This window comes from Methylobacterium aquaticum (assembly GCF_001043915.1).
Classification (GTDB): Bacteria; Pseudomonadota; Alphaproteobacteria; order Rhizobiales; family Beijerinckiaceae; genus Methylobacterium; species Methylobacterium aquaticum.
The window spans coordinates 17,830-33,178 of sequence record NZ_LABX01000091.1 but is presented as its reverse complement, the minus strand read 5'-3'; the positions used below and the strand labels follow the sequence as shown (position 1 = coordinate 33,178).

14 protein-coding genes are annotated in these 15,349 nt (G+C 71.1%); 4 read left to right on the top strand and 10 right to left on the bottom strand.

Features of this window, described 5'->3' with window-relative positions:
• Positions 1–210: 210 nt before the first annotated feature.
• From VP06_RS12625 to VP06_RS12615, 3 genes are all read right to left on the bottom strand, one after another.
• The gene (locus VP06_RS12625) at positions 211–1,101 is read right to left on the bottom strand and encodes a LysR family transcriptional regulator (protein ID WP_048464125.1); all 891 of its coding nucleotides are present in this window, start codon (positions 1,099–1,101) and stop codon (positions 211–213) included.
• 109 nt (positions 1,102–1,210) lie between these two features.
• A complete protein-coding gene (gene trxB, locus VP06_RS12620) occupies positions 1,211–2,203 on the bottom strand; it encodes a thioredoxin-disulfide reductase (RefSeq protein WP_048464124.1) in 993 nt (330 codons plus the stop codon).
• A gap of 31 nt (positions 2,204–2,234) precedes the next feature.
• Positions 2,235–3,233, bottom strand: coding sequence for a mitochondrial fission ELM1 family protein (locus VP06_RS12615; protein ID WP_048464123.1), 999 nt, complete (start codon positions 3,231–3,233; stop codon positions 2,235–2,237).
• A 119-nt stretch (positions 3,234–3,352) separates the two neighbouring features.
• Between VP06_RS12615 and gltX the strand changes: the two genes are divergently transcribed.
• On the top strand, positions 3,353–4,699 hold the full coding sequence (gltX, locus tag VP06_RS12610; RefSeq protein ID WP_048464139.1) for a glutamate--tRNA ligase: 1,347 nt from the start codon (positions 3,353–3,355) through the stop codon (positions 4,697–4,699).
• Positions 4,700–4,708: 9 nt separating this feature from the next.
• On the opposite strand, the gene VP06_RS12605 is transcribed toward gltX, so the two are convergent.
• The 4 genes from VP06_RS12605 to VP06_RS12590 form a co-directional block, all read right to left on the bottom strand.
• Positions 4,709–6,115, bottom strand: a complete 1,407-nt coding sequence (locus VP06_RS12605; RefSeq protein ID WP_048464122.1) for an amidase — start codon at positions 6,113–6,115, stop codon at positions 4,709–4,711.
• Between the two features lie 4 nt (positions 6,116–6,119).
• The gene (locus VP06_RS12600; protein ID WP_048464121.1) at positions 6,120–6,467 is read right to left on the bottom strand and encodes a hypothetical protein; all 348 of its coding nucleotides are present in this window, start codon (positions 6,465–6,467) and stop codon (positions 6,120–6,122) included.
• A gap of 14 nt (positions 6,468–6,481) precedes the next feature.
• Positions 6,482–7,048: a Uma2 family endonuclease gene (locus VP06_RS12595; protein WP_048464120.1), complete on the bottom strand. Its 567-nt coding sequence runs from the start codon at positions 7,046–7,048 to the stop codon at positions 6,482–6,484.
• A gap of 118 nt (positions 7,049–7,166) precedes the next feature.
• Positions 7,167–8,600, bottom strand: coding sequence for a homospermidine synthase (locus VP06_RS12590; RefSeq protein ID WP_048464119.1), 1,434 nt, complete (start codon positions 8,598–8,600; stop codon positions 7,167–7,169).
• Between the two features lie 362 nt (positions 8,601–8,962).
• On the opposite strand from VP06_RS12590, the gene VP06_RS12585 reads away from it, so the two are divergent.
• Positions 8,963–9,175, top strand: a complete 213-nt coding sequence (locus VP06_RS12585; protein ID WP_048464118.1) for a hypothetical protein — start codon at positions 8,963–8,965, stop codon at positions 9,173–9,175.
• 392 nt (positions 9,176–9,567) lie between these two features.
• On the opposite strand, the gene proB is transcribed toward VP06_RS12585, so the two are convergent.
• A complete protein-coding gene (gene proB / locus VP06_RS12580; RefSeq protein WP_048464117.1) occupies positions 9,568–10,719 on the bottom strand; it encodes a glutamate 5-kinase in 1,152 nt (383 codons plus the stop codon).
• Between the two features lie 287 nt (positions 10,720–11,006).
• Entirely contained in the window at positions 11,007–11,399 is a 393-nt protein-coding gene (gene apaG / locus VP06_RS12575) for a Co2+/Mg2+ efflux protein ApaG (protein ID WP_048464116.1), read from the bottom strand.
• Positions 11,400–11,532: 133 nt separating this feature from the next.
• On the opposite strand from apaG, the gene VP06_RS36255 reads away from it, so the two are divergent.
• A complete protein-coding gene (locus VP06_RS36255) occupies positions 11,533–12,036 on the top strand; it encodes a hypothetical protein (RefSeq protein ID WP_156295566.1) in 504 nt (167 codons plus the stop codon).
• 60 nt (positions 12,037–12,096) lie between these two features.
• Positions 12,097–13,182, top strand: coding sequence for a 2'-deoxycytidine 5'-triphosphate deaminase (locus VP06_RS12565; protein WP_048464115.1), 1,086 nt, complete (start codon positions 12,097–12,099; stop codon positions 13,180–13,182).
• A gap of 103 nt (positions 13,183–13,285) precedes the next feature.
• On the opposite strand, the gene VP06_RS12560 is transcribed toward VP06_RS12565, so the two are convergent.
• Complete coding sequence (locus tag VP06_RS12560; RefSeq protein WP_048464114.1) at positions 13,286–14,971, bottom strand: methyl-accepting chemotaxis protein; 1,686 nt, start codon at positions 14,969–14,971, stop codon at positions 13,286–13,288.
• Positions 14,972–15,349: the final 378 nt, after the last annotated feature.

Here is a 15,349-nt window from a genome sequence, read left to right as displayed (position 1 = left end):
GCGGTCGCTGCGTGCGCCAGAACACTTGCCGGTCGGTACGGTATCGGGCCCTCCGTCCCACCCGTGAACCCGGGCCGACTCCGCGAGGCGCGGGCTGGCTGGAGAAAGGCGCGGGTTTACCCCTCTCCCCGCGGGCGGGGAGAGGGGATGTCCCACGCCTCGTCTTTCCCCGGGCAGCCCTTCGCAAGGCGGGGCGGGCGGCGCCCCGGCTCAGTAGGTCCAGCGCTGCGCCTTGGCGACCAGAAAATCCCGGAATGCCTGGACGCGGGCGACCGTCCGCATCTCCTCGGCATAGACGAGGTAGCTCTCGAGGTTCGGCATCTCGTAGTCGCGCAGCACTTGGACGAGCTGCTCGTTCCCGTCCGCCACGTAGTCCGGCAGGATGCCGATGCCGGCACCGGTCTCGACGGCGAGCTGGAGCGCCGAAATGTTGTTCACCGTGAAGTGGATGGTGCGGTGCTCGCGCCCCTCGCGGCCGACGGTCGCGAGCCAGTGCGTCGCCATCAGGTAGGACGGCTGGTCGCCGCCGAACGAGACCAGGCGATGCTTGTCGAGGTCGTCGATCGTCTTCGGCTCGCCGAAGCGCTTCACGTAATCGAGCGAGGCGAAGACGTGGTAATGCACGGTGAACAGCCGGCGTTGGATCAGGTCCGGCTGGGCCGGGCGGCGCAGGCGGATCGCCACGTCGGCCTCGCGCATGGCGAGATCGAGTTCCTCGTTGGTCAGGATCAGCTCGACGCGGACATCCGGGTGCAGGTCGAGGAACTCGGCGACGCGCTGCGCCAGCCAGGCGGTGCCGAGGCCCACCGTCGTCGTCACCTTCAGATCGCCGGACGGGCGCTCGCTGGTCTCGACGAGGCGGGCCCTGGTGGTCTCGAGCCGCATCTTCATGTCCCGGGCGGCCCGGAACAGCAGGTCGCCCTGCTCGGTCAGGATCAGCCCGCGGGCGTGGCGGTGGAACAGCGGCGCCTTCAGCTCCCGTTCGAGGGCGCTGATCTGGCGGCTCACCGCCGATTGGCTCAGGCCGATGTCGTCGCCCGCCTTGGTGAAGCTGCCCGCCTCGGCGACGTTGAGGAAAATCCGGATCTTGTCCCAGTCCACGGCCGCCAACCCCTCGCCAGAGCCCCGGCCGGCCTGAATGCCGGTGAGTTCAGAGCGAACGCCACACAAGGCCGGAACCGGGGCTCATCCCCGGCCCCGGACACATCTCCTACTCGGCCGCGGCCTGGCGCGGCTGTTCGCCGATCGCCAGGTTGGCCAGATACTTCTCCGCCTCGAGCGCGGCCATGCAGCCCATCCCGGCGGCGGTGATCGCCTGCCGGTAGACGTCGTCGGTCACGTCGCCCGCGGCGAAGACGCCAGGGATCGCCGTCATGGCGGTGCCGGGCGTCACGTCGAGGTAGCCGCCGGCCCTGAGGGGCAATTGCCCCTCGAAGACCGCGGTCGCCGGCTGGTGGCCGATGGCGACGAACACGCCGTCGGCCTTGCGCTCGGTGATCGCGCCGGTGAGCGTGTCGCGCAGGCGGACATGGGTGACGGACGGGGCCGGCTTGTCGCGGCCGCAGATTTCTTCCACCGCGTGGTTCCACACCACCTCGACGTTCGGGTGCTTGAACAGGCGCTCCTGGAGGATGCGCTCGGCCCGGAACGTGTCGCGGCGGTGCACCACCGTGACCTTGGAGGCGAGGTTGGCGAGATACAGCGCCTCCTCGACCGCGGTGTTGCCGCCGCCGACGACCACGACCTCCCTGTTGCGGAAGAAGAAACCGTCGCAGGTGGCGCAGGCCGAGACGCCGAAGCCCTGGAACTTCGCCTCCGAGGGCAGGCCGAGCCATTTGGCCTGGGCGCCGGTGGCGATGATGAGCGCGTCGCAGGTGAAGACCGCACCCGAATCGGCCTCGAGCCGGAACGGCCTTTGCGCGAGGTCGACCTTGGTGATGTATTCCGAGACGATCCGGGTGCCGACATGCTCGGCTTGGGAGCGCATCTGCTCCATTAGCCACGGGCCCTGGATCGCGTCCGCGAAGCCCGGATAGTTCTCGACATCGGTGGTGATCATCAGCTGGCCGCCGGGCTGGAAGCCCGAGATCAGCAGCGGCTCGACCATGGCGCGGGCGGCGTAGATCGCGGCGGTGTAGCCGGCCGGGCCGGAACCGATGATCACGAGCTTCTCGTGCTGGGGAGCCTGCGGGGTGGTGGACATAAGGGTCTCCGGGGCTGCCGCCGATGAGGCCCTAGCGAGCCGTCCGGCGGGCGAGCGCGTCGCGATGCCCCATATAGGCATTCGCCACAGCCTGCGCGATCGCGAGTGTCATGTCTAAGGGCTTGGACCGCAACGCTTCAACCCGTCCAGTGAAAGGATGCACAGCTCCGTGCCGTTTCAGTGCCTCGAAGAGCGGGCGGTGGCGGGCATAAAGGTTCCCCGGTTCGAACAGCAGCACCGGGACGCCGACGGCGCAGGCTTCCGTCACCATGTTGGCCGAATCGGCCGTCGCCACGATCGTGTCGGCCAACGCCAGCAGGGCGAGATAGGGGTTCTCGCCGTTCCCGTCCCAGAAGAAGCCGCCCTGCCGGCGGGCCAGGTCGGCAAGGGCCGCCCGCAAAGGCCCGGGCGTGCGGCGGGAGGCGGTGATCATCAGGCTCGCCGCGCCGGCCAGGCGCTCCAGCCCGGCGAGCAGGGCCCGCGCGTCCTCGTCCGAAAAGCGCCCATGCCGGCTGTCGCCGCCGACCAGCACCGCGGCGCGGGGCCGGGGGAGGGCGGCGAGGCGTGGATCGGGGTTGTCCCGCGCGGCGGCCAGCCGTGCCGGAGAGACCGGATGCGGGCCCGTCTCGGTCACGATCACATTGGCCCCGCGCAGGCGGTCGTGGGCCGGCACCCAGATCAGGTCCGCGGCGCGGGCGCCGATGCGCGGGTCGCGCAGGAACACCGTGAAGGTCGTCCCGCCCGAGCGCCGCTTGACGGCGCGCAAGGCCGGCACCGCCCGCCGGCCGGTGGCGATGGCGAGATCGGGCCAGGGCGGGCGCAGGGCCCGCTCACGGGGATCGGCCGGGCCGCGGGGAGCGAGCCAGGAGAAGGGCGGGCGGGGGGCGATCCGTCGCTCCTCGGCGGCGAGCCCGAGCGCCTCGGCGAGGCCGCGGCAGGGGGCGAGGTCGCCGGCCTTGCCGTCGGTGACGAGCCAGGCCGTCGTGCCGGGCGGCGGCAGGCCGATCGAGGGAGGAGAGGAGGCGTCCACGGCCCATCGCGATGCGGCGCGGGGCAAGGTCTGTCAAGGCGTCGCTCCGATGCCTGCCGCGACGCCGACGGGCAACCGGCCGATTGCGCCCCGCTCGGCCGATGCTCTACGAGGACCGCATGGCACCCGTCGTCCGCTTCGCTCCCTCGCCCACCGGCTTTCTGCATATCGGCAATGCCCGGCCGGCCCTGTTCAATGCGCTGTTCGCCCGCCGGGAGGGCGGCCGGTTCTGGCTGCGCCTCGACGACACCGACACGGCGCGCTCGACGGCAGAGTTCGCCGCGGCGATCGCGGAGGATTTGGGGTGGCTCGGCATCGTCCCGGACGGGACCTTTCGCCAGTCGGAGCACCTCGCCATCTACGACGCGGCGGCCGAGCGGCTGAAGGCGATCGGCCGGCTCTACCCGGCCTTCGAGACGGCCGAGGAGCTGGAGCGCCGCCGCCGGCGCCAGCTCGGCCGCGGCCTGCCACCAGTCTATGACCGCGCCGCCCTGACGCTGACGCCTGAGGCGCGCGCCGCGTTCGAGGCCGAGGGGCGCCGGCCGCATTGGCGCTTCCGCCTCGATCCCGGCACCGTCACCTGGGACGACCTCGTGCGCGGGCCTTGCCACGTCGAGGCCGACAGCCTGTCCGACCCGGTGCTGATCCGCGAGGACGGCAGCTACCTCTACACCCTTCCCTCCGTGGTCGACGACGCCGAGACCGGCGTGACCCACGTCATCCGCGGCGAGGACCACGTCACCAACACGGCGGTCCAGATCCAGATCTTCTCGGCGCTGGGCGCCAAGGTGCCGGTCTTTGCCCACCACAACCTGCTCACCACGGCGAGCGGCGAGGGGCTGTCGAAGCGCCTCGGCCATCTCTCCCTGCGGGGGCTACGCGACTCCGGCTACGAGCCGACGGCGGTCGCGGCGCTCGCCGTCCTCACCGGCTCGGCCGAAGCGGTGCGGCCGGTCGCCGATCTCGACGAGCTGGCGTCCCTTGTCGATCTCGCCCATGTCTCGCGGGCGCCGGCGAAGTTCGACGAGCACGAACTCGACGGCCTCAACGCCCGGGTGGTCCACGGCCTGCCCGCTGCGGCGGTGGCCGGGCGCCTCGCCGCGATGGGCGTCGCGCCGGATCAGGCGCACGCCTTCTGGGAGGTGGTGCGGGCGAACCTGACCCGGGTGTCGGACGCCGCCGCCTGGTGGCGGGTGGTGGAGGGGCCGGTGACGCCGGTCATCGGCGAGGCGCCGGAGCTTCTGGCTGCCGCCCGCGACGCCCTGCCGCCGGAGCCGTGGGATGCGACGACCTGGAAGCGGGTGACGGACGCCGTGCGCAACGCCACCGGCCTCAAGGGCAAGGCGCTGTTCCTGCCCTTGCGCCTCGCGCTGACCGGCCTCGACCACGGCCCCGACCTCGCCGGCCTGCTGCCGCTGATCGGGCGCGAGCGGGCGCTGGCCCGGCTGACGGGCGAGACGGCCTGACCGAAACGGTCAGGCCACAATCGGCCAGGGCCGGAGCGCCGGCCGGATCCGCTCGAAGGCGCGGGCGAGCCGCAGCACCCCGACATCGTCGAAGCGCCGCCCGGCGATCTGGAGGCCGACCGGCAACCCGTCCGGCGTGAAGCCGGCGGGCACCGAGATCGCCGGCTGCTCCGACATGTTGAACGGCACCGTGTAGGCGATATGGGCCATCGCCCGGGCCGGGTCGTTGGTGGGCGAGGCGTGCTCGGCCGGGAAGGGCGGGTTCGGCGAGACCGGGCCGATCAGGAAATCGTAGGGCCGGATCGCCGCGAGCGCCGCGTCGCGCATCGCCGCCATCTGGCTCATGCCGCGGAAGATCGCCGCGCCGCTCGCGTTCCGGCCGCCCGCCGCCCAGTCGCGGATGAAGGGCAGCACCCGGGCGCGCCGGGCCTCGTCGAGGGCGTCGATGTCGAGGGAGGCGCGCTGGCGCCAGAACAGGTCGAGCCCGTCCAGCATCTCCTGCGTCAGGAAGGCCGGCACCGGCTCGATCACCGCGCCGGCCTCGGCGAGGAGCCGGACCGCCGCCTCCACCACCGCCCGGTTCGCCGGATCGAGGGGCAGGCCCGCCGCCGTGTCCATCACCAGGCCCAGGCGCAGGCCCGTCAGGTCGAGCCCGTCGAGATCGAGCCAGGGCAGGTCGGCCGGGGGCAGGCCGGTCGGGTCGCGGTCGTCCGGGCGGCTGATGCTGCGCATCGTCAGCGCCGTGTCGGCGACCGTGCGGGTCAGCGGCCCGGCGCAGCGGCCGTAGAAGGCGTTGTCGAGGGGCACGCGGCCGTGGCTGGGCTTGAGGCCGACGACGCCGCACCAGGAGGCGGGCAGCCGGATCGAGCCGCCGATATCGGTGCCGAGATGGATCGGGCCGTAGCCCGCCGCTGCCGCCGCGCCCGAGCCGGCCGAGGAGCCGCCCGGCCCCTTGGCGAGGTCCCAGGGGTTGCGGGTGAGGGGATGGACGCTCGACAGCCCCGAGGACAGCATGCCGTAATCCGGCATCGTCGTGGAGGCGAGGATCACCGCCCCGTCCTCGCGCAACCGGGCGGTGGCCGGCGCATCGCGCGGGCTCGGCGGCGCATCGTTCCGGGCGGCGGTGCCGAGCGGCATCGGCACGCCCTCGACGGCGATGTTCTCCTTGATGGTGACCGGCACCCCGTCGAGGGGCAGGGCCTCGCCCGTCATCCAGCGCGCCTCGGAGGCGCGGGCGGCGGCCAGGGCGGCGTCCGGCGCGAAGGCGTAGAGCGCGTGCAGGCGGGGCTCGGCCGCCTCGGCCCGGGCGATCACCGCCTGCGTCACCGCGACCGGCGAGACGGCCCGGCTGGCATAGAGGGTGAGAAGCTCGGTCGCCGGAAGATCGGCGAGGGTCGTGGATGTCGGCTGGTCCATCGCGTCAGCGGGCCTCGGGCGTCTTGTCGGGGCGCCCGGCCAGGGCGACGTAGAAGCCGAGCCCGTCCTGGGACGGCAGGGTCTGGAGGCGATCGACCCAGCCGCGGCGTTTGGCGTCGAGAAGCTGGCGGCCGACCGGCTGGAACAGGGTCTCGCCGCCGCCGGGCACCGGCCCGTCGAGGCGCACCGCCACGGTCTTGCCCTTGGCGAAGCGGCTGCGCTCCAGCATGTCGGCCAGCGACGCCTCGGCTTGGGGCCGGGGCGCGCCGCGCAGGTCGAGGACCGATTCGGCGTCGGTCACCCCGAGGGTGCCGCGCAGCTTGTTGGCGTAGAATTCGTCGAAATGGGGCAAGGGCGGCTCGGGCGTCAGAGAGGGATGCCATCGTAGAGGGCGGCGACGGGGATCTCCCCGCCGAGATCGGGCAGCGGAATCACGTCGTTCCGGCCGAGGATCCGCATGGTCGCGTCAGGCCCATTGCCCCGCGACCATCGCTCGACCCGGGCCTCGTCGGCATAGACGATCAGGGAGGCGCGCAGGGTCTGGAGCCCCTGGTAGAAGGCCGCCTTGCGACCGCGGTCGTTGTTCAGTGTCGACGGCGACAGCACCTCGGCGACGACGAGCGGGTCGCGGGCATAGCCGTCCGGAAGAAGCGGGCCGCACCGGACGATGACATCGGGGATCGGTGCGTCATCATCGACGAAGTCGTTGCGCAGCCCGAGGCCAGGCAGGGCGCGGCAGCCGAACTTCGCCACGAGCGGGCGCAAGGCCGCGAGGAGGTTGCTGACGATCAGCTGATGACGCTCGTCTTGCGGCGCCATCAGCACCGCCTCGCCGTCGAGAAGCTCCCAGCGCTCCTCGTCCGGGCGGTGGCGGATCATCTCGAGAAATTCGGCGACCCGCATTCGCGGGGCGCGCCGCAGCGCGAGCGACATGACCGCTCCCTGTCCCTGTCACCGCCCCGATGGTAGCACCGGGCGGCGACGGGCGACAGCCTGCGGCGGTGAGGCACCGCGCCCGAACAGGGGGCGCGGTGCCGCGTCGGTGGGCGCTTTATGCGCCGTGGACCAGCACGTTGCGGAACTGCCAGGGATCGCTCTCGTCGATATCCTCCGGGAAGAGGCCCGGGCGGCCGGAGAGCGGGGTCCAGTCGGTGTAGACCCCGACCACGGGGCCGAGATAGGGCGTCTGCACCTCGAGGCAGCGGCGGAAGTCGATCTCGTCGGCCTCGACGATGCCGGCCTCGGGGTTCTCCAGCGCCCAGACCATGCCGGCGAGCACCGCGGAGGTCACCTGCATGCCGGTGGCGTTCTGGTAGGGGGCGATGCGGCGGGTCTCCTCGATGGAGAGCTGCGAGCCGTACCAGTAGGCGTTCTTGCCGTGGCCGTAGAGCAGGACGCCGAGTTCGTCGATGCCGTCGACGATCTCGTTCTCGTCGAGGATGTGGTGCTTCTCCTGCACCTTGCCGGCCTGGCCCCACATCTCGTGCAGCGACAGCACCGCCTCGTTGCAGGGATGGTAGGCGTAGTGGCAGGTCGGCCGGTAGACCGGCTTCCCGTCCTGGCGCACCGTGTAATAGTCGGCGATCGAGATCGCCTCGTTGTGGGTGACGAGGAAGCCGAACTGCGCCTGCGCGGTCGGGGTCCAGGAGCGCACGCGGGTGTCGGCGCCGGGCTGGAGCAGATAGATCGCCGGCGCGTCCTCCGAGAAGGTGCGGCCGTTCTGCGGCATCCAGGTCTCGTGGGTGCCCCAGCCCAGCTCCGCCGGCTGGTTGCCCTCGGACACGAAGCCCTCGACCGACCAGGTGTTGACGAAGATGCCCTGAGGCTTCTCCGACTTGGCCCGCTGGGTGTCGCGCTCGGCGATGTGGATGCCCTTGACGCCGGTCTCGCGCATCAGCGCGGCCCACTCCTCGCGGGTCTTCGGCTCGGGGGTCTGGAGGCCGAGATCGGCCGCGACGTTGAGCAGCGCCTGCTTGACGAACCAGGACACCATGCCGGGATTGGCGCCGCAGCACGACACCGCGGTCGAGCCGCCCGGATTGCGGCGGCGGGCGTCGAGCACCTGCTCGCGCAGGGCATAGTTGGTGCGATCGCCCGCGCCGGCATTCTTGTCGAAGTAGAAGCCCGGCCACGGCTCGGCGACGGTGTCGATGTAGAGCGCGCCGATCTCGCGGCACAGCTCCATGATGTCCCGCGACGAGGTATCGACCGAGAGGTTGACGCAGAAGCCCTGGCCGCCGCCCTCGGTGAGAAGGGGCGTCAGAACCTCGCGATAATTGTCCTTGGTCAGCGCCACCTGCTCGAAGCGCAGGCCATGCTTGTCGGCGAGGGCCTTGTGGGCGTCCGACGGCTCCACCACGGTGAACCGGGCCTTATCGTAGGTGAAGTGGCGCTCGATCAGGGGCAGGGTCCCCCGGCCGATCGAGCCGAAGCCGATCATCACGATGGGGCCGCTGATGCGGCCGTGGACGGGCCAATCGGTCATGGCGCTCAAGGTCTCCGGAAAGTGGTTAGCGGTGTGCCCCGCCTGCGGGGACGGGCGTCCCCCGAGCCGGTCGGCTCGCCTAGCAGGCCAGGATGACGCGTGGGCGACGGGCTGATTGACGTGTCGGGTCCCTGGGGTCAACCCCAGGTCAGTCCTTCGGTCAGTCCTCGGCCTCGATGACCAAGCCGTTGGCTCCACACACCGAAGCGTCAGCACCCGGTTAGCGCGCCGACCGGATTCGGCATGCCGGAAGCGCATGGCGCCGCTGCGGCCGCCGCGCTTGTGTGCAGCGCGAGAGCATCCATATTGCATTGCAACAAGAACACCGGAAACGCCCGCGCGCAATCTCATCGGAGATCCCCATGCTCGCGGTCATCACTCACTCCCTCATCGCCCCCGCCGAGGAGCGCTCCGACATGGAGCCCGGCTTCCTCACCCTCGTCAGCCGCATCGTCCGTTCGGTCCACGCCGCCAACCTGCGTCGTCAGGAGCGTCAGATCGGCGAGTTCGTCGAGACCCGCGGCGGTCGCATCACCGACGACCTCGAGCGTCAGATCGGCCAGTACTTCTGCTGATCGCTCCGCCCCGGCTCGCCGGGACGACGAACGTTCGATGGTCCAAGCAGGCGCCAGGGGCGAGGCCATCGCCCTTCAGGCGTCTTCTTGGCGTTTGGGCCGTGCTTCACCTGGATCGCTCGACGCGAGAGCCGATCGACCAGCCCGGCATTCGAAAAGCCTCTCTTCCCATCGGCGCAAGATTCTGACGCATCGGGCCGATGAATCATCTCACATTTTCGATACGAGAGCGCTTCACGATCGCGTTGCAATCGCGAAGCCTCTCTCGCTCTCTGATTTTGCCGCATTTCCTACGACGAACCGGTATCCACTTCGTCGGAAAATGCTCTAAGCCAAAGGCTGAGCGAAAACTGGAGAACGGAACCAAAAGTCGTTTTCAACGGCCGTTGGTATCACTCCCCCACCACCGCCAGATCGTCCCGGTGCACCATCGCGGCCCGGCCCGGATAGCCGAGCACCGCCTCGATCTCCCGGCTCGACCGGCCGAGGATGCGGGCCGCATCGTCGCTGTCATAGGCCACGAGGCCGCGGGCCAGCACGATCCCGTCCTGCGAGCGGATCGTCACCGCGTCGCCGCGGCTGAAGCTGCCCTCGACCCGCGTGACGCCGACCGGCAGCAGGCTCGCCCCGCCTTGCAGGGCGCGGGCCGCGCCGGCATCGATCGTCAGGGTCCCGCGGGGCTCCAGCGAGCCGCCGATCCAGGTCTTGCGGGCCGCGCCCGGCGTCGAGCCGGCCAGGAACCACGAGCAGCGCGCGCCGTTCGTCACCGCCTTGAGCGGGTTCTTGCCCCGCCCGTCGGCGATCATCATCTGGGTGCCGCCCTGGATCGCGATCTTGGCCGCCTCGACTTTGGTCCGCATGCCGCCGCGTGACAGCTCCGAGGCCGGTCCGCCCGCCATCGCGTCGATCTCCGGGGTGATCCGGGCGATCACCGGCAGATGCTCGGCCGTCGGGTCGCTCGCCGGGGGGGCGGTGTAGAGCCCGTCGATGTCGGAGAACAGCACCAGCAGGTCGGCGCCGATCATCGTGGCGACCCGGGCGGCGAGGCGGTCGTTGTCGCCGTAGCGGATCTCCGAGGTCGCGACGGTGTCGTTCTCGTTGACGACCGGGACGGCGCGCTCCTCCAGGAGCTTCAGGGTGGTGGCCCGGGCGTTGAGGTAGCGCCGACGCTCCTCGGTGTCCTGCGGCGTCACCAGGATCTGCCCGGCGACGATGCCGTGATGGGCGAGCGCCTCCGACCAGTGGCGGGCGAGGGCGATCTGCCCCACCGCCGCGGCGGCCTGGCTCTCCTCCAGGCGTAAGGGGCCGGGGCCGAAATTGAGCACGGTGCGCCCAAGCGCGATCGAGCCGGAGGAGACCACCAGCACGTCGACGCCGCGGCCGTGCAGGTCGGCGATGTCCTCGGCCAGCGCCGCCAGCCAGGCATGGCGCAGCCGCCCCCGCGCCCGGTCGACGAGGAGCGCCGAGCCGACCTTCAGCACGACGCGGCGGAACTGGTCGAGGGTGGGGGTCTCGGGCGGACGGGGCGCGGCGATCGGGAGCATGGAACCAGGGGTCAGGGTGCGGCGGGCGTGAGATCCGTGCGGACGCCGTCGCTCCCCTCGTCGAGGAGCGGCAGGTCCCGGGTCCTTGCGACGGCGTAAGCCATGCGGTCCCCCTTGTTCAACCGCGCCGGAGGTCCGCCGCCCCGACCGACATACGAGAAAGGCGTCCGTAGCGGCCCGACACGTCCGGGGGCGACACGTCGGTCCACACCGACTATCGGTCGCCCCGTCTCGACCGGACCGACAGCGTCACCACGCGGCCCGGCATGGTGACGCTCCGTCCAAGGTCAGTGCATCACCCGCCGCACATGGGGCGAATCGAGCGAGAAGGCCGGGATCGCCGCCTCGAAGCTGCCGCCATCGGCGGTCGCCATGGTGTAGGTGCCCTCCATCGTGCCGTCCGGCGTCGTGAGGGGGCAACCGCTGGTATAGCTGAACGACTCACCGGGTCCGAGCACCGGCTGCTTGCCGACCACGCCGGCGCCGCGCACCTCCTGCATCTCGCCGCGACCGTCGACGATGCGCCAGTGGCGGGAGCGGAGCTGCACCTGCTCGCTGCCGTTGTTGGTGATCTCCACCGTATAGGCGAAGAAGTAGCGTCCGCTGTCGGGCGAGGACTCTTCCTCGACGAAGCGCGGCTGCACGGACACGCTGATGCCGCGGGTCTCTGCCTTGTACATCAGGGAACCTCCGCTGGCGGCCGCGCGGACAAGCGCGACGGCCGATGGAGGGCGTGGTACGTCCGGCCTCCGGGATCGTCAATCGTTGACGAACCCGGTCGGTAATCTTGCACGAGGTGCGCCCTTTCCCGCCATGAGGCTTCTTCGCTCGTCCACAACCGTCGCGGGCCTCGCCGCCGCGGCGGCCCTCGCGCTCCACGCCGATCCGGCCGCCCTCGCCCTGCTCGCCCTGTGGTCCGGGCTGACGCTCCGCGCGGCGCAGCGGGACCGGACGGAGGAGGGAGCGGGATCCTGGATCCGCCTCGCCCTCGGCCTCGCGCTGGCCTGCCGGGCGCCCGGCGGGCCGGCGGCGGCGCTTCACGCTGCGCTCCTCCTCGAGATCGCGGTGGCGCGGCTGACCGCATGGGCGGCGGCCCGGACCGGGACGGCGCTCCCCGGCCTCGACGTTCACTCGCTGATCCTCGCCGGGGCACGGGGCGCCGACCTCCTGGCGGCCTTGGGCCTCGGTGCCGTGATCCTGTGGCCGGACCGGGGGGCGGTGGTCGCGAGCGCGCTGGCGGGCCTCACTGCGATGGGGGCGATCGCCCGGGCGAGCCTCGCGGTCGCTCTGATGCGGGGTGTGCGCGACGAGGCGTGATCCTCTTCACCTCGTCGGAAGGCTGGCCTACGACAGTCATCGATCGAGGATGGACAGGTGATGGTGACGCTCGAGGACGGGATACAATCGGCGGAGAGCATCGTGGCGCTCGCCGCCGCCGGGGTGATCCGGCCCGCCGCGGCTTTCGCGGACGACCAGGTCCAGCCCGCGAGCCTCGATCTGCGCCTCGGCGCCCGGGCTTGGCGGGTGCGGGCGAGCTTCCTGCCGGGGCGCACCCGCGACGTCGCCGCCTGCCTCGACAAGCTGAAGCTGCACGAGATCGACCTGCGCCAGGGGGCGGTGCTGGAGACCGGCTGCGTCTACATCGCCGAGCTTCAGGAGGGGCTGGCCCTGCCGCCGGATCTCGCCGCCAGCGCCAATCCCAAAAGCTCGACCGGGCGCATCGACGTGTTCACCCGCGTCATCACCGACCAGGCGCGGGAATTCGACATGGTCGAGGCCGGCTATGCCGGGCCGCTCTTTGCCGAGATCTCGCCGCGCACCTTCCCGGTGCTGGTCCGCACCGGCTCGCGCCTGTCGCAGCTGCGCTTCCGGCGTGGCGCGGTCCGGCTCGACGATGCCGCGCTGGCGCGGCTGCACGCGGCGACGCCGCTGGTCGATGCCGCCGATCCGTCGTTCCAGGGCGGCGTCGCGGTCTCGGTCGATCTGTCGGGCTTCGACGGGCTGATCGGCTACCGTGCCAAGCGCCATACCGGCCTCGTCGACGTCGACCGGCCGCGCTCCTATCCGGCGTCCGAGTTCTGGGAGCCCCTGCGGGCCGACGGCTCCGGCACCCTGATCCTCGATCCCGGCCAGTTCTACATCCTGGCCTCGAAGGAGGCGGTGCAGGTCCCGCCCGATTTCGCCGCCGAGATGGTGCCGTTCGACCCCCTGGTGGGCGAGTTCCGGGTCCATTATGCCGGCTTCTTCGATCCCGGCTTCGGCCATGCCGAGGCCGGCGGCACCGGCGCCCGCGCGGTGCTGGAGGTGCGCTCCCGCGACGTGCCGTTCATGCTGGAGGACGGCCAGATCGTCGGCCGCCTGGTCTACGAGCGGATGGCCCAGCGCCCGGCCGCCCTCTACGGCAGCGCCGCGGGCTCGAACTACCAGGCGCAGGGGCTGAAGCTCTCGAAGCACTTCGTCTGAGCCGCGTGCCGGGTGACCGTCCCAGCCCGGGCGTGGTGACGCGGACGGTGCCGGGCCCGATCGCCGGCGATCGGGCCCCTTCCTGCCGTGCGTGTGTCGAGGGTCAGGCCGCCTTCACCCGGCCGAGGAAACTCGTCACCTCGTGCCGCAGCCTCTCGGATTGCCGCGACAGCGCCTGCGCCGCATCCAGCACCTGGGAGGCTGCCGCGCTGGTCTGGCCGGCGCCGTCGCGCACGCCGGCGATGTTGCCGGTGACCTGCTCGGTGCCGCGGGCGGCCTGCTGGACGTTGCGGCTGATCTCCTGCACGGCGCTGCCCTGCTCTTCCATCGCCGCCGCGATGCTGGCGGCGTAGGTCGACATGTCCTCGATGACCTTGGCGATCTGGCGGATGTCGCCCACCGTCGCGCGGGTCGCCTCCTGGATCTCGCCGATCCGGGCGCCGATCTCGTCGGTGGCCTTGCCGGTCTGGCCGGCCAGCTCCTTCACCTCGGCGGCCACGACCGCGAAGCCGCGGCCCGCCGCCCCCGCCCGGGCGGCCTCGATCGTGGCGTTGAGCGCCAGCAGGTTGGTCTGCGCGGCGATGCTCGACACGGTGGCGACGAAGTCGTTGATCCGCTCCGCCGTCCCGGCGAGGCGCTGCACCGTCGCGTTGGTGCGCGCGGCATCCTCGACCGCACGGGTGGCGATCCGGGACGACTGGTTGACCTGCTGCACGATCTCCTGGATCGAGGCGGTCATCTCCTCGCTCGCCGCCGCGACGGTCTGGACGTTCGCGGAGGTCTGCGACGCGGCGCCCGCTGCCGTCACGGTCTGCCGGGTCGTCTCCTCGGCCACGCCCGTCATCGTGCGCGCCGTCGCCTCCATCTCGGTGGCGGCACCGGCGAGGCCCGCAGTGAGGCCCGCCACCGTCTGCTCGAACTCCCGCGCCAGATCGTCGACGAGGCGGGCGCGGCGCATCCGGGCCCCGTCCTCCGCGGCCTGCGCCGCGGCCAGCCGCTCGGCCTCGATCGCGTTCCGGCGGAACACCTCGACGGCCTGCGCCATGGCGCCGACCTCGTCGCCACGGTCCAGGCCGGCGACCACGATCGTCTTGTCGCCCTGCGCCAGCCGCTGCATCAGCGCGGCCATCGACCGCAGCGGCAGGGCCAGGGTGCGCGATACCATGAGCGCCATCATGGCGGCGATCAGCAGGCTCGCGGCGGCTCCGGCCAGGTTCATCAGGTTGGCGAGGCCGAACGTGGCCTCCTGCTCGCGCTCGCGCGCGGTCATCAGGTCCTTCTCGACCTTGCTGATCTCGTTTGTCGTCTCGCGCAGGGCGTCCATGGCGGCCTTGCCGATCCCCTTGATCTCCATGGCGCGGGCCTGCTCGCGGGTCGCCGCATCGCCCATCAGGGCGATCTGCGTCTCGGCGATGTCCTGCATCCACCGTCGCGCCTGCTGGTCGAGCGCGTCGAGGCGTGCCTGCTGCGCGGGATTGTCGGCGGTCAAGCGCTTGGCCTCGGCGAAGGCGGTCCGGTACTGCTCCCGCCCCTCGCGGTAGGGGGCCAGGAACTGCGGATCAGCCGACAGAAGATAGCCGCGCAGACCCGTCTCCTGGTTCACCATCCCGGCCATGATGTCGTTGACCGTATGGAGCACGGTCTGCGTGTGCTCGGTCCAGTAATTGCGTTCCTTGATCGACTGGAAGCTCCGGTAATTCACGGCATTGACAGTCAGTGTCACGGCCACGAGGGTTCCGAACGCGATGGCCAGCTTCGGAACGATCTTGAGATTGTTGAGCGCGCGCATCGGCCTGCCCAGTCAGGACAGCTCGTGAGGAGCTGGCGGTGGATCGTTGACGCAGAACTGCGTGCACCCACCGTGATGATGAGGGGTTAAGATCGATTCACGGTTGCCGATTTTTCGCTCAGGTAACCGTTATGGAAATAAGCATTGACTAATTGAAGGTTGTACATAAGCATCGTTTTGTAAGTGCCTGCGATGCGCGCCGCGCCGTTTTGTCATCAAGATCTGGCGGCCTGTGCCGAGATGCCTATGCGTGAGCGTACAGGCTGTTGTTTGATGTCGCTGATGAAAATACCAGTGACCGGATGTCCCGGGGAGATGTCTGGAGTCCGATCGGACGGCGCCGCGCCGACGCGGCGCATAGGTGGGCACGCACGGTTG

Excerpts from the sequence above, each read along its gene's own strand:
- trxB (WP_048464124.1), bottom strand. The coding sequence starts at position 2,203 with ATGTCCACCACCCCGCAGGCTCCCCAGCACGAGAAGCTCGTGATCATC.
- VP06_RS12605 (WP_048464122.1), bottom strand. The coding sequence starts at position 6,115 with ATGGACCAGCCGACATCCACGACCCTCGCCGATCTTCCGGCGACCGAG.
- apaG (WP_048464116.1), bottom strand. The coding sequence starts at position 11,399 with ATGTACAAGGCAGAGACCCGCGGCATCAGCGTGTCCGTGCAGCCGCGC.
- VP06_RS12585 (WP_048464118.1), top strand. The coding sequence starts at position 8,963 with ATGCTCGCGGTCATCACTCACTCCCTCATCGCCCCCGCCGAGGAGCGC.
- gltX (WP_048464139.1), top strand. The coding sequence starts at position 3,353 with ATGGCACCCGTCGTCCGCTTCGCTCCCTCGCCCACCGGCTTTCTGCAT.
- VP06_RS12590 (WP_048464119.1), bottom strand. The coding sequence starts at position 8,600 with ATGACCGATTGGCCCGTCCACGGCCGCATCAGCGGCCCCATCGTGATG.
- VP06_RS12595 (WP_048464120.1), bottom strand. The coding sequence starts at position 7,048 with ATGTCGCTCGCGCTGCGGCGCGCCCCGCGAATGCGGGTCGCCGAATTT.
- VP06_RS12565 (WP_048464115.1), top strand. The coding sequence starts at position 12,097 with ATGGTGACGCTCGAGGACGGGATACAATCGGCGGAGAGCATCGTGGCG.
- VP06_RS12560 (WP_048464114.1), bottom strand. The coding sequence starts at position 14,971 with ATGCGCGCGCTCAACAATCTCAAGATCGTTCCGAAGCTGGCCATCGCG.
- proB (WP_048464117.1), bottom strand. The coding sequence starts at position 10,719 with ATGCTCCCGATCGCCGCGCCCCGTCCGCCCGAGACCCCCACCCTCGAC.
- VP06_RS36255 (WP_156295566.1), top strand. The coding sequence starts at position 11,533 with ATGAGGCTTCTTCGCTCGTCCACAACCGTCGCGGGCCTCGCCGCCGCG.